This window comes from Sphingobium sp. 15-1 (assembly GCF_013375535.1).
In the GTDB taxonomy this organism is placed as follows: domain Bacteria; phylum Pseudomonadota; class Alphaproteobacteria; order Sphingomonadales; family Sphingomonadaceae; genus Sphingobium; species Sphingobium aromaticivastans.
In genome coordinates this window covers 152,659-166,726 of the sequence record NZ_JABXJG010000002.1, presented here as the reverse complement: position 1 = coordinate 166,726, position 14,068 = coordinate 152,659, and the positions used below count along the sequence as shown (strand labels likewise).

Sequence of the window (14,068 nt, the reverse complement as noted above, 5' to 3'; positions counted from 1 at the left end):
TCCCGCATCATCCGTGCAACAGGCCCTTTCCCCGACCGCTCAATCCATCTCGTAATTATGCACGAAGTCATGGGGAACATCCGGCCCCCAACTCGCCAGACTATCTTCCATGCCGTAATTTGTCGGCGTCCAGAGCGCATAATCGTCGATGAAATCCATGTCCGAAAAATATTCGAACCAGCTCCCCCAGGGATCCTGAATATAGTGGAAGAAGTTGGAGCCGATGGTATGCCTGCCAAAGCCCCAATCCCCCTTTCCCGCTTTCTTGGTCAGGCTGCGCCCGCCCCTGCCCACGGCATCCGGGTCCGCCACCTGAAAGCTCGCATGATGGAAGCCCACGCCGGGCGACTTGGCGAAGGCGATCACATGATGGTCGCTGTCCCGGCGGGCGCAGCAGAAGGCGATCACGTCCTGCGCTCGGTCGGCCAGGCCCATGCCGAGTCCCTCTGTCATGAAGGCGACGCTGGCGCTCACGTCCGGCGTGAAAACCAATGCATGGCCCAGCCGAAGCGGCTGCACGGAAGGATAAGCCGAAGCCGGCAGAATGGCCGACCGGCGAACCCGGCCAACACGGCCGGGCTCATTGATCGTGAAAGGCCGGTCGTTCGGCGTCAATGCTGGCGCAGCCGGCACGTCGAGCAGATGGATCAGCATCCCGTGCGGATCGGTCACCCAAAGACCTGCGGTCGAGTGACCCTCCGGCGGCGGGACAACGGCGCCGCCCGCCCGCGAAACGAGGGCGGGAAGCCGATCCAGCTCTTGCGCCCGCAGGGCGAGGTGGTGGAGGCGCTTGCGCCCATGCCCTCCTTTGAGCACGATCGCGGCTTCAGCCTGGCCCTTGCACCGGAAGAATGCCGTTTCTCCCTCGACCGATACCTCCAGCCCGGCATCCCCGTAAAACCGAATGCCGGGTTCGAGATCGGGCACTTCCAACGTTACCGACAGCAACCCCGTTACAGTCATGACACCCTCCGCTCCACAGGGACCGAACCATCGGCCACGCGGTTTTCGATGACGCCGATCCCCTCCACCTCGCACCGCACGACATCGCCTGGCTGCAGGAAACACGGCGGTTCCATGCCGACGCCAACGCCTTCAGGCGTACCGGTGGCGATGAGGTCGCCGGGCTCAAGCGTGAACGCGGTCGAAAGATAAGCGATCTGCTCGTCGATCCTGTGGATCATGTTCGCCGTATTGTTGCTTTGGCGAAGCTCTCCATTGACATAACAATACAGGTCCAGCTTCTGCGGGTCTGCGATTTCATCGGCCGTTATGATCCAGGGGCCGATGGGCCCATGGGTGTCGAACGACTTGCCCATGGTGAAGGTCGGTGAATGGAACTGCCAATCGCGCGCGGACACGTCGTTCGCCACGAAATAGCCGAATATATGGGAATAGGCGTCGGCGGCATCGACATATTTGGCGGCCTTCCCGATCACGACGCCAAGTTCGACTTCATAGTCCAGCTTTTCGGTCACCCCCGGTTCAATCGGATCATGGGGACCGCACAGGCATGTGGTCTGCTTGTTGAACCACACCTGATGCTTGGAACGCGCAACGCCCAGCTTGTCGGCTTCCTCAACATGCTTCTGATAATTCATGCCGATCGCGAGATATTTTCCCGGCCTCTCAATCGGGGCGAGCAAGGATTTGGGATCGAACGCGTCGACTGCCGGGTTCGTCGCAAGGATTGCGCGGACCGCCTCAAGTCCCGCGGACCCCGCCCCGACTAGCTCCAGCATCGTCGCATAACCGATGCCCGCCCTGGTGAGATCCACGACGCCGCCGTCCTGCACGACACCCAGATGCGGCTTTCCATCCCCCGCAACGAACCTGATCAGCTTCGTAACCGGGGCAGATTCCCGGGCGTTCAGGCTGGGGCGTGCCGGACGAGGTCTGGTAGCCATTGGACGTGTGGTGCGCCGGGGACAGCGAAGCGGTCGCCGAGGAATTGGTAGAAAGAGATGCGCAGCTTGGCGCATGTCTTGAGCAGGCCAATCATGGTGTCGCGGGCGATCCTTCCGGCCTGGCTGACGGTGCCGCCGGAGATTTTGCGCTTGGTGACGAAGGCGCGGATATCGTTTTCCGAACCATTGGTGTGCAGGGGGATTTCCGGGCGCTCGAGGACGCGAAGCAACTGTGCCTTCTGGCGATGGAGGCGCGTGAGCAGCCGGTCGAGCATCACGTAACCGGTGCGCCTGGTGAAGATACGGTCGAAGCGGACCCGCAGGGCTCTGGCCCGTTTGGGATCGGGATAGCGCTGCCATGCCTTGAGGTCGGCATAAAGCCACCAGATCAGGGTGCGTTTGAGCTCGACGGCGTCACGATCTTTCTTCGAGCTGGGCTGGAGCTTGTGCACCAGCCGCTCGCAATGGACCCAGCACAGAGCATGATTGTCTCCGACCCGGAACTGGCCGGCACCATCGGAGACGATCGCCGTGTCGCCCAGCAAGCCTTGTTCGCTGATGGCACCCCACAGGGCACTTTCGGTAGCGACCTTGACCGGATCGGGCTGGACGTTGAGCTTGTCGAAGTCCAGCGCCGCAAGGTGGGCAGCCCAGGCCTCGGCACAAGCGAAGCGCTTGTCACCATGGCTTGCAAGGGCATCGATCTGGGCCGCCGCCATGTTCATCTCGCGCATCCGGGCCACTGCCACGTCATTGACGACATGCTCGCTGCGCCCGGCCTGGAGCAGACCCAGAAAGGCGGCACGGGACTTGGACACGCCACTCCGGAACACCGCAAAGCGCTGGTCACCCAGTTGCGTGACATAGCCATTGCGCCGGGCATGGGGAGCGCTGGTGTCATCGACGCTGATCCACCGGGCGGTCTCCAGTCCTGTGCGCAAAACGGCCTGATCTTCAGCCACCAGGGCTTCAAGTCCCCTGCTCAGAAGACGGACAACTTGCCGCTTGGAGATTTGCAGGCCCATTCCGTTCAAGATGGCTGTCAGCCGTTCACTCGTCATCTGCCCCTGGAAGTGACCTGCGGCAATGAAGCGGCGAAGCTCGGAGCCAAAGCCACCCAGGATGCCCGGCGGCAGAGGCGCCAATATCCGCTCGCCCGTCGCCGCCTCCCAGCGTTCCCGGCGATAGCGGACCACCTCGACGCTGATCTTCAGATCCTGCACCAGCACGTCTTCGTAGCCGCGAAACCTCGATCCGGCAGGCGCATCCGCCTTCAGCTTCACTTCTGACGTTACAGCCAGCTTGTCACGCACCGATCCCCGGCCGCGTTTACGGCCTTTCTTGCTCTTCGGCTTCGATGTTGCCTGCTCCATCCCCGATGGCTTCGTCTTGAACTTCGGTCGCGGCGGCAGCCCTTTCAGCCGCGCGATCTCGTCCTTCAGGGCCGCAATCTCGGCATCTTTCAGTGCTACTACCGCAGCATGCTCGTCCTGAGAATCCTGAAGCGACTTCACCTGCGCCGCCAGCGCACCAACCACACGGCGTAAATCGGCAAAACCGCCATCGTCGTCAGGGCCAGATCCACCGGGAGTCATCCAAAGTGTGAATCACAAACCGTGAAGCTTGAAAAGACCCCTGCACGGAAATTTGCCCCGCTTACATCAGCTTCATACAAACCCTCGAATAATCATGGATAAAATAACGGCTGCTGCGCACTCACCGGGGCGCGACAAGTTGGCGTTCCGCAGCGACGGCCCGCCCGGTAATCGCGCGAATGACCGTTTCAAGCGCCGCCGCAGGGTCGGATGGCATATCGGCGCATCGCCAGGCGATATGATGGTCGGGCCGAACCAGGACGCACCCGCTGTCGGACACCTCGCTGATCGCGCTCCAATCGCCGTAAATGTCGGTCACCTCGCACGCCGGCCCGATACGGTGGGCATATAGGGGAATGCCGCAATCCCGCGCCACCCGCGACGCGGCATCCACCCAGGCCGTTCCTCCAGTGCCGGTCAGCAATGTGAAGCCGTCCCAAGCGCACAGGTCGAGCGACGATATGCGGCGCTTGTCCTGTTCCAGCCAGACATGGGGAAGGCGTCCACCGGGGAATGTGCTGGGATGGTAGAAGAGCTCCGCATCTCTTGTCGGCACCGGCGCGCTCTTTCCGTCGGGCAGGATTGCGTCGGAGGCGTAGACCTGCCCCATTTCGACGCCGTGGCAATTGAACTGATAATTTTGAAGTTCGATGGCCTTGGACAGTTGCTCGCGGCGTTCGCGCCCCCGCTGCGTATCGCCGCGCAGTTCTTCTAGGCTGGCCCACCCCTCAGCCTCGCTCTGTTCGGGACGGAAGCCAAGAGCATCCGCAATGGGACGCATGCCGCCCACGCTTTTCATTGCGCGGTCCACGACCTGACGGCCAACCGGCTGGCGTTCGGCGCTATAGCTGTCCAACAGGGAGGCGCTGGCCTGCCCCTTGATGACCATTGCCAACTTCCAGGCGAGGTTGAAGCTGTCCTGCACGGAGGTGTTGGTGCCCAGGCCGTTCGCCGGAGGGTGGCGATGCGCCGCGTCACCGGCAATGAAGGTGCGGCCGATCCGATAATGGCTCGCCACGACATGGTTGATCTGCCATTTGCTGACCGCCTTGACGCGTACGGGGATGGAATCGTCCCCGATGGTGGCGCGCGCCCGCGCAATGATGCCCTCGTCGCTAAGGTCGGGCTCCGGGCCGTTCGGGTCATACATGAACAGCATGACCCAGTCCTTCCAGGGTTCGACGCAGATCCAGGTGCCGCTGCCCACCCAATAATCATTGCCTGGGCGAGTCATCCAGTAAAGCACGCCCGGCCTGTGCGCCGTATATTGGGTGAGATCGACCTCAAGCCAGGCGTTGACGGACGCGCCAAGCCCCATCTCCCCTTCGAAATCGATGCCGATCGAAGAAGCGACGGCGCTATTGGCCCCATCCGCGCCGATGACGAAGCGCGACTGGACCAGAAACTCCTCGCCAGTGTCGCGATCGCGCAACCGCGTTTCCACGCCATCCCCAACCTCGCGCAACGAAACAAACTCGCTGCGAAAACGCGTCCGGGCGCCCTCGGCCACGACAGCGTCGAGCAGGACGGGTTCCATGATGTGCTGGGCTATATTGCACATTTCGCTCGGACTGGCGGCATCATAATCGGTACGCCGCTTCTCGCCCGATCCCCAGGCCTGCATCCGGCCGATTTCCGGATCGGCAAAGCTGGTGGACCAGACATTATTGCCCATCAATTCATTGGGCACCGCCGCCGCCGCCACGGCCCGTTCCACGCCAAGCTGACGAAACGCCTCCATCGACCGCTGGTTGGTGATGTGCGCGCGCGGCGAATTGGCCGTACCGGAATGCTTGGCGACGGCCAGCACGTCGATGCCCGCGCGCGCAAGCCCCAGCGCCATGGTCAGCCCGGCGGGGCCGCAACCCACCACCAGCACATCGGTTGTCAGAATATTCACTTCATTAGCTCCCGATTTCGATTCGCCCTTTCCCGAAATAATCGCGCCATGCATTATCTCGGATGATTGGCGTCCTGATTTGCCAGCCAAGGATAGCGCTCGACATCTTCGCCGCTATAATCGGGGTCCAGATAGATGAAGAGCCGCTGTATCTTGAAATTGCGGATTTCGAAGACGTCGCACCACCTGCCGGCGAACGTCACGCCGACACGCCATTCCACATTCGTTGCCGTGACGCCTGAACTGGTGCCCTCCACCACCACCCTATCGTCCTGGATGATGAAGTTGGAATAGGCGGAATGATGCTCTATCTGCTTGAGGATGCCCATCAACTCCGAGAACAGCCTGCTATATTCGGACCGGCCTCGGGCAATGCCCCATTTGGGGAAATATACGGTGGCGTTGTCGTCAAACAATTCGAGAAAGTCGTCGCCGCGATCCATGCGGAGGAAATATTCCAGTGCGACCGCTTTTCTCTGATCGCCGCTCATTTCGACAATATTGAAATGACCATCTGTCTGCGTCGTCATGTCATCATCCTTTCCGTCAAAGCCGTGCGGTTCGATCATTGCGCGACAAGTCCGCCGTCAATCACCAATTCGGCTCCGGTCACGAAGCTCGCTTCGTCACTTGCGAGAAAACATGTGCCATAGGCGATTTCCCGCGGCTGTCCTGCGCGCCCCAGCGGCGTTGCCGCGATCACCGCTGCATTCAGTTCTTCCGCCTGCGCCTGCACCAGCGGCGTGAAGATGATGCCCGGATGGATGGAGTTCACCCGGACATTGTCCTTCGCATAGGTGATGGCCGCATTCTTCGTGAGCGTGCGCACCGCGCCCTTGGCGGCCTGATAACCCGGCACGCCGCTTACGCCGGTGATGCCCCAGACGGATGAGATGTTGACGATGGACCCCTTCCCCGCCTTCCGCATATGAGGCCCGACCTCGCGAATGCCCAGGAACACGCTCGTCTGGTCGACGGCGATCACCTTGTTCCAGTCTTCCAGCGTGAAATCGTCGATGGACGCATAGGAACCGACGATGCCCGCATTATTGACCAGCACGTCAATCCTGCCATGCTGCGCAACGACATCCGAAACGACTGAGCGCCAATCGGCTTCGGACGTCACGTCATGACGCATGAATTGAATGTTGGAATTGCCGTAAGGCGTCGAAGGTCCATCGGCAACGTCGGTTGCTATAACGAGAGCGCCCTCTTCAGCGAACAATTTGGCCGTTTCATGACCCATGCCGTTCGCCGCCCCGGTGATGATGGCAACCTTATCCTTCAACCTGTTCATTCTCGCCTCCTGCTGCATAGCTGCGATGATCTGTTTCACGAACGTTCGCGCTACTTCGAATATCGAAATTCAAGCCATGTCTATCGCTTGGAAAGTCATCATGACATTGAATGGAACAAAGCTGCCCTAACGACCGACGCTCTGTTCTTGCATATAATTTATCAATAGCATCCGCTCGCGAGGATTTTCGGAAAAATAGACCATGTTGGCGCCGGGCGCGTATTTTTGCGTATCGGTCAACCACTGGTCCAACAGCTTGGCTGTCCAGACCTTGCCACTCTTCGCTCGCAATGCGGGCGAATAGCGGAATCCGCTCATCGACCCGATCTTTCGCCCGATGACGCCGTACAGACTTGGCCCTTCGGCCGCCCCAGAACCGCGGGCAATGGTATGACATGCGGCGCAATCTCGCTGGAACAACCTCTCCCCTGGGGATGGAGGCTGCGTCTTGGCGGATGCGAAGGATGCGGCGGGGATCGCCATCAATCCCATCAACAGGACAATGTATCTCATGCCGGAATCGCCTTGTTTTCCCGAGAGATGGCCTGCGCGGCCCGATAAGCGAAGGTCAGGATCGGTCCGATCGTGGCGCCGCCCGCCCAATATGCGGAGCCGCTGCATGACGCGACGCAGTTGCCGACGCCATATAGCCCAGGAATGGGCTTATCCTGCAGGTCCAATATTTTCCCGTCGACGTCCGTCTTCGGACCGCCCTTCGTGTCCAGGGACGCCGCCACTATCAAGGCCGCATAATATGGCCCTGTATCGGCAAGCGGCCACATCGTCGCGTTGGGCTGATTTGCCTCCAATGCCGGCCCGTTGAAGAATTTGCTGATTATGCGCTCGCCACGGCCGAAATCGCTGTCCTTGCCCGCGACGGCCAATGCATTGAACCGGTCGATGCTGGCCTTCAGACCGGCCGTGAAGTTCGCATCCAATTGGGTCGACACGGTAGTGCGGAAGCTGGCCAGTCTGGCTGCAATGCCGCTGGCCAGTTCTTCGAGCGTCTGGCCTTTGATGACATGCCGATTATCCGTGCCCTCCGGAACGATCAGATTGCCGAACTCAGCCGACGCGCATTTCCTTTGCGCGCGTTCGTCCCATATGGAAAAAAGGCATAGGTTCGGATGTTCGCCACGGACGGCATCCCAGGCCCCGAATATTTCAGCCAATTCATTGTAGGGCAGTTTTTCGTCGACGACGCGATGCCCATATTTGTTGACGATCAACATGGAATCGCCGCCCATCTTGAACGTATCGATCAAGGCTCCGTCACCGGCCGCGATCTTGTCCAATGATGCCGGCGCGGCCCAGGCATTCTTCATGTTCAGGAGTTGAACCCCTGCATCCGCAAGGATATTCAGAATATCGCCTTCATTGGTGGGCGCGGCGCAGCCGCCCTGAATGGGCAAGCGCAGATGACTGGCGCGCATCGCGGCATTATGGGTGAAGCCGCCCGTCGCGAAGATCACGGCCTTGCGGGCCCGTATCCTCACTTTGGAATCGTCGAAACGGGATGCCTCGACCCCGATGACCCTGCCCTCGCCGTCCCGGATCAGACGCTCGACACGATGGGATGTGGCGATCCTGACGCCCTTGCGCCTGGCCGCCGCCGTCATGTTCCTGATTGCGACCCTGCCGCCATCCGACAGAGTGGCGTTCGTGCCTTCCGGCACCAGGACGCGTCCGAGCGACGCCTTGTTTTCGGCCAGTTCCGCCCAATAATCGGGTGCGCCGGCTACATGCCGGAATGGCAGGTCCGCCTGACCGGCCAGCGCCTCCACCGCATCCGCCCCGCTGTCGTACAATGCGGCGCACATATCATATTGCCACTGGTCGAGACCCAGAGTTGGTGAACTGGGATCATAGATGTCAGGACTGGAAAGACGCGCGACATATTGCAGGAAGCCTTGCCTGGGGTCGGCAATATTGCCCGCCTTCATCGCGGGATTATTGGGAACCCAGTACCAGAAGGCAGCCTTTGCCGCTGTGCCCCCCAGGCTACCCGCTTTTTCCAACAGCACCACTTCATGATCCTGCGACCGACACAAGACGGCGGAAGCCAGACCGCCAGCGCCCCCGCCGCAGACGACGACGTCAGTCTCCATGTCGAATGCGGGGCTGGGTTCGGCGGTCGATTGCGCAAAACCCTGGGAAGCGCTGGCGGCAAAAGCGCCGGCCATTCCCGTCCCCGCGATCATGGCTCTTCGCGAGATTCCCGGACCTTTTCCGTCTTCCATGCATCGCCCTCCTGCTGCGCGGCGGTATCGCTCAATCGACGATACCGCCGCGCTTGATCAAAATTACATTTTCCAGCCAATTGTCACGCCATATTCCGCAGGTCTTCCGGCGTAGCGGGCTATGGTGTCGAAGTTCCGCAACTGATTGGTCCAATAGAATTTATTGGTGACGTTCTTGCCCCACAGCGTCAGTTCCCAACGGCCGTCGGCGCTCCGGAGACCTCCGCGCAGGTCGAGAAGGGCATAGCTGGGGATGAACGCATCCGCTCGACCGGCAGCCGAAAGCTGAGGCGATCCATAGCTTTTGGTTTGGCCCATGACGGATGCTCCCAGGAAAGCGTCCATCCGATCATTGATCCCGAAGCTGTAATCCGCGCTGAAGCTGCCCTGCCATGACGGAGAGAAGGGAAGGCGCACGCCAGCAAATGACGCATTCACCGGGAAGTGAAGGCCATTGACCACGGTTTCCCCCACAACGCCCTGATATGTCTTGATCTTCGCGTCGAGATAGGTCGCCGCCGCGCGCAGGGTGAGATTTTGGATCGGAGAAACCGTCGCATCGATTTCCGCGCCCTTGATCGTCGATTTCGGGATTCCTATCAACTGGTCGAGTGGTCCGAAGAAAAGATCGACGAACTTGCCGCGCAATTGCTTGTTGGAATAGTCGTAATAGAAACCGGCACCGTTGATGATCGCCCGGCCGCCAGGCAGCGTCAGCTTGAAGCCCGCCTCATAATCCAGAACGGATTCCTGCTTGACCGGATAGAAAGCGGTCCAGGTGACGGTCGATGTGGCGGGAAAAGCGCCCGCTTTATAGCCCTTGGCGACGTTGGCATAAAGAAGCACATTCTGAGTCGGCTTGAAGTCCGCGCCCAAGCTCCACGAGACATTATGCTCGTTCAGCGTGCCGCGATACACGCCCGACTGGCAGGTGACGGGGTCGATCGCAATGCCTCCGCCCGGCGGGATAGGCTGGAAAACCGTTCCGGCGGGACACAGGCCGGGGCTTGGCACATAATAGGTCGTGAACAGGAAGTTGGCGAACTCCTCAAAGCCCACAAGTTGCGGATTTTCCGCATAATTGCGAGGGCCATATTCGCTGGATACTGCGGTATGATGGGAGTCCGTGTACCGAATGCCCGCTTTCAGCGTAATTTGGCTCGTGACGTCATATTGCGCGTTGGCGAAGCCTGCAATGTACCGTTTTTTCTGATCCGATGTATAAGTGTTCGCTGTGAATCCATTCTGGCAACAACCGGTCGAAGCATCCGGATAGACCAGCAAGACTTCCTGGCTGGACTTGCTCAGGGCGAGATTGGCGCCGACCACCCAGCGGACTGGCCCATTGTCCGTATTGGCGAGCCGCAGTTCCTGCGTGAAGTCATGCGCCGTGGCCTCATCGGCGGCATTTTCGACATCCAACAGGTTGAGACCGGACAGGCTGCTTGTGCGATGCTGCGTATAATGGATGTAGTTGCTGAGCGACGTCAGGGCGATATTATCCGTCACGTCATAGGTCGCGTTCAGGATCGCCTGATATAATCCATTGTCCTGCTTGGGCCGGTATCGGGGGTCCGAAGGCCAGTCGGCGGCGCGGGGGTTGTTGGGAGCGGCGGGATAAAGCAGCAGCGGATTGTCCAAAGTCACGCAGCCCAGCACCGAGCAGGTTCCCAGACGCGCAGAGAGATCGTCCGGCGTCACTGCGCGAGCCAGTTGCGGCGTGGTCGGATCGGACCGGTCGAGCCAGCCGTTCACGTCAAGTTGAAAGCGGAGGCGATCGGCGGGGCGCCAGTCGAAAAGAAGACGGGCGGCCGTCACGTCCTTCTTCCCGATCGTATCGGCGCGCGTGTAGCTTTTCTGCCAATCGTCGCTCTTGCTGGACTTGACCGCAAGCCGCGCGTTGAGCGTATCGCTCAAGGGCCCGGTCACAAAGGCGTCGACGTCGACCGTGTTGAAACGCCCATATCCCAGCTTGACCCCGGCATGGAATGTATCGCTCGGCTTGGCCGCCACGAAGTTGATCGCCCCGCCTGTCGCGTTGGAGCCAAACAGCGTGCCCTGCGGCCCCTTGAGGACTTCGACCCGTTCCAGATCGAAAGCGGTTTGCGCCGCATAAACAGGCAGGGACAGCGGCGCCTGGTCCAGATAAACCGCAACGTTCGGTGAAGAACTGACGGAACTTTCGAAGAAGCCGATACCGCGCAAGGTGAAGACGGGCGTGTTCGTGGGACTGGGCGTCGCGGTCAGGCCGGGCACGATCTTGGTCAGATCGGTGATGCTGGCGACCCCGGCCTTGGCGAGCGTCTCTCCGGTAAATGCGCTGACCGAAATGCCGACTTTCTGAAGGCGCTCTTCGCGTTTCTGGGCCGTGACGATGATGTCGGGCACCCCTCCTTCATTTTCCGCTTCCGGCACGGCGGCGCGATTGGCCGAGGCATCCTGCGCCCAGGCGCCCGTCGCTGTCGTCAGCAAAAAGACGGCCAGACCGCGCCTTAACATTGCAGTTCCCTTCATACTACCCTCCCCTATTTTCCTGATGCACGAGCTTGGATTTTCCGCTCCGCCGGTCCTGGCTCGCGGAATTTTTTCCTGGGGGGATACCTACATCCAAACCGCGGGCATTTCTTGATCGAGCCGGGCTAATTTCATGACCGGACCGGACCCATTGCGTCAGATTCGGAACCAAGGCGTGGATCCGTCACCGCCGCGATGGTGACGGCCGGATTCGCGACCTGACTTGGCGGCGCGTCGGAACGGGCTGCGGCAGGCCACTGCAGAGGGCAGCGCCGGCGGCCGGGAAAGCGCGAGAGGCTTTGCGATTGCAAACAGGCATGTTAACGTCCCTGAAAATCAGGGCTCGAAAAGGCGCCGCCCGTTCCCGGCGCCCTGAAGTTCTGGATGAGAGGAGTCAGGGAATGCGCTTTGCACCTGGTACGGCATGCGACGCTTTTTGTGCTTGCGCTATCTCTGTTCGCCTCAATGTCTTCGGTTTAACGCTGGCGATGTAATTATTTAGCAAGTCCAGAAACAAGATTGCGAATAATATGCATGAATTTTCAACGGATGTCAGTTCCAATCACTCTTTGTCCTTTTGGCAAGAGGTTGTTTGCTCGGATTTGCTGCGCGTTGATTGCAAAGGTTCGCGAGATTTCGTCGGCAGCATTCGATATGAAGGCTGCGACAATATCTCGATCGCGGAACTCAAGGCGTCGTCGCACGTGGCCGAACGGCATCCCTATGGGCTGGCGCGCGACGATGACGAGTTCGCGGTCGCCTTTCTTCAGTTGGAAGGACAGATGCGGGTTCGAACAGGCGACAGGGAGCATGTCGTGCGACCTGGAGACATGTTCTTTTACGACGCGCGAACCCCCGTCGCCCTCGATTTTCCCGGCTCGTTCCGGCATTTGTTCATCAGGGCCCCGTGGAGCCGATGGGGATATAATGCCCCTCCGGCCCTGCGGGACTCCATTTGCGCCTCGAATGGCGAGCCGCTTTTGCACATCGCGGGCGCTGCGTCTCTGGCCCTGCTCGACAGTTGCGCCGCAGACGATGTCGCCACCGAAAAAAGGGACAGCGCGATCGCTGCCGTGGTCAATCTGCTCTCGGAAACGGTCGCTGGCTTTCTGACGCCGCTCGATCTGACGCCGGCTGAACTTGCGCTCACCAGACGATTTGAAAAGCTTCTGGCCGATCGGTTGCAGGATTCCGAATTGAATGTGGAGACGTTGGCGCACGAACTGGGCGTGAGTTCGCGTTATCTCAATCGCGTGCTGGTAAGGTCTGGCGGACCGGTTTCGCGGCGCATCTTCGAAGGCCGACTGAAATTTTGCGCGGAGGAATTTCGTCGGAACCCCAATGCGCGGATTGGCGACATCGCCTATCGGTGGGGCTTCAGCGACACGTCTCATTTCTCAAGGGCATTCAAGACCTTCTACGGAATTTCGCCCAGACGCTTCAAGGCGCAATCCTTGCGGCAGACCGCCTAGCTGTCCGGTTGGCTTATGCGGATGCAGCACGAAACCATGTTTGCCGCCGGTCCGCCAACATGTCAGAGCAGGTCCGGCGGCGGGTTGCCGGCATGCGCGGCCCAAAGCATCACCCGCAAAGGATCGGCTTCGACCGCCCTGGGATTGGGAAAATCGGCATGGGCCACTTGCGCGACAACATCTTCGATCCCCTCCGCCGGCATGCCCAGCGCGTGAAGCCCGGCGGGCGCGCCGCAACGGGCCTGCAGATCGCGCAGGGCCGAAACCGGATCATGCGCGCCCATCGCCCGCCCCATGCGCTCCATCGCATCGCCTGCGGCTTTCGCGTTGAACGCCAGCGAATAGGGCAGAAGAACCGTATGCATCTCCGCATGCGGCAGGTCGAATTTGCCGCCCAGCACATGGCATAGCTTGTGATGCAGTCCCATCGTCACCGACCCCAGGCACGTACCGGCAAGCCAGGCGCCATAAAGGGCGCGGTTGCGATGCTCTACCGACGCGGGGGCATCGATGATGGCCGGCAACGCGGCATTGAGCACGGAAACGGCCTCTTCGGCCATCAGCGAAACGATCGGATTGCCGTCCGGCGCGTACATCGCTTCCATCGCATGGGCTATCGCGTTCATCCCGGACAGGGCGGAAATGCTGGCCGGTAACGACATTGTCAGGTGCACATCGTAAATGACCGTCTCCTGGCGAACCTTGCGGGTCCGTTCGGTCTTCTTCTCGCCATGGGCCGTCTGCCCGATGAGGTCGGTCATTTCCGATCCGGCATAGGTGGTGGGAAGCACGATTTGCTGCATATCGGTGCGCAGGGCGATCGCCTTGCTCAGCCCTACGGTCGAGCCGCCTCCAATGGCGACGATCCCGTCGGCTTTTCGGTCCGCCGCCAGGGCGCAGGCGTCGTCGGTCACCTCGACCGGCGTGTGCATCACCGCACCGGGGTACAAGGCCACGGCCCGCTCCCCAAGCAGATCGGCGGCGGCTTCGCCCAACCGCGCCTGTCCCTTCGTCGTCAGGACGAGGAGCCGCCGCAGCCCCAGACGGTCGGCTTCCTCGCCCATGCGGGAAAAGCCTCCGGGTTGAAACAGGACGCGCTGCGCCGCCGGTTCATGGACGAACGAAAGGGAGCTGTCCGGCATG

Annotated in this window: 11 protein-coding genes; 1 reads left to right on the top strand and 10 read right to left on the bottom strand. The window is 60.6% G+C overall.

The window, feature by feature from the left end; genetic code table 11:
• Nucleotides 1-39 precede the first annotated feature (39 nt).
• From HUK72_RS17045 to HUK72_RS17005, 9 genes are all read right to left on the bottom strand, one after another.
• Nucleotides 40-963, bottom strand: a complete 924-nt coding sequence (locus HUK72_RS17045) for a VOC family protein (protein ID WP_176598005.1) — start codon at nt 961-963, stop codon at nt 40-42.
• Complete coding sequence (locus HUK72_RS17040) at nt 960-1,907, bottom strand: fumarylacetoacetate hydrolase family protein (protein WP_176598004.1); 948 nt, start codon at nt 1,905-1,907, stop codon at nt 960-962. Before HUK72_RS17040 ends, HUK72_RS17045 begins: the two co-directional genes overlap by 4 nt.
• Nucleotides 1,871-3,502 carry a transposase gene (locus HUK72_RS17035; RefSeq protein ID WP_176596369.1) on the bottom strand — a complete coding sequence of 544 codons (1,632 nt, stop codon included), beginning with the start codon at nt 3,500-3,502 and terminating at the stop codon, nt 1,871-1,873. Before HUK72_RS17035 ends, HUK72_RS17040 begins: the two co-directional genes overlap by 37 nt.
• A 121-nt stretch (nt 3,503-3,623) precedes the next feature.
• Nucleotides 3,624-5,402, bottom strand: a complete 1,779-nt coding sequence (locus HUK72_RS17030; RefSeq protein WP_218036158.1) for an FAD-dependent monooxygenase — start codon at nt 5,400-5,402, stop codon at nt 3,624-3,626.
• Nucleotides 5,403-5,455: 53 nt separating this feature from the next.
• Entirely contained in the window at nt 5,456-5,932 is a 477-nt protein-coding gene (locus HUK72_RS17025) for a nuclear transport factor 2 family protein (RefSeq protein ID WP_218036157.1), read from the bottom strand.
• A 35-nt stretch (nt 5,933-5,967) separates the two neighbouring features.
• On the bottom strand, nt 5,968-6,699 hold the full coding sequence (locus tag HUK72_RS17020) for an SDR family NAD(P)-dependent oxidoreductase (protein WP_176598002.1): 732 nt from the start codon (nt 6,697-6,699) through the stop codon (nt 5,968-5,970).
• 126 nt (nt 6,700-6,825) lie between these two features.
• Nucleotides 6,826-7,212: a c-type cytochrome gene (locus tag HUK72_RS17015; protein ID WP_176598001.1), complete on the bottom strand. Its 387-nt coding sequence runs from the start codon at nt 7,210-7,212 to the stop codon at nt 6,826-6,828.
• Nucleotides 7,209-8,939 (bottom strand): FAD-dependent oxidoreductase, encoded by a 1,731-nt coding sequence (locus HUK72_RS17010; RefSeq protein ID WP_218036156.1) that lies wholly within the window; start codon nt 8,937-8,939, stop codon nt 7,209-7,211. The genes HUK72_RS17015 and HUK72_RS17010 overlap by 4 nt, the downstream gene beginning before the upstream one ends.
• A 63-nt stretch (nt 8,940-9,002) precedes the next feature.
• Nucleotides 9,003-11,453 (bottom strand): TonB-dependent receptor, encoded by a 2,451-nt coding sequence (locus HUK72_RS17005; protein WP_176598000.1) that lies wholly within the window; start codon nt 11,451-11,453, stop codon nt 9,003-9,005.
• 530 nt (nt 11,454-11,983) lie between these two features.
• Between HUK72_RS17005 and HUK72_RS17000 the strand changes: the two genes are divergently transcribed.
• Nucleotides 11,984-12,925, top strand: a complete 942-nt coding sequence (locus HUK72_RS17000; RefSeq protein WP_255325840.1) for a helix-turn-helix domain-containing protein — start codon at nt 11,984-11,986, stop codon at nt 12,923-12,925.
• 62 nt (nt 12,926-12,987) lie between these two features.
• Here the strand turns inward: HUK72_RS17000 and HUK72_RS16995 are convergent, their stop codons facing one another.
• The gene (locus tag HUK72_RS16995) at nt 12,988-14,067 is read right to left on the bottom strand and encodes a maleylacetate reductase (RefSeq protein WP_176597998.1); all 1,080 of its coding nucleotides are present in this window, start codon (nt 14,065-14,067) and stop codon (nt 12,988-12,990) included.
• Between the last annotated feature and the right edge of the window lies 1 nt (nt 14,068).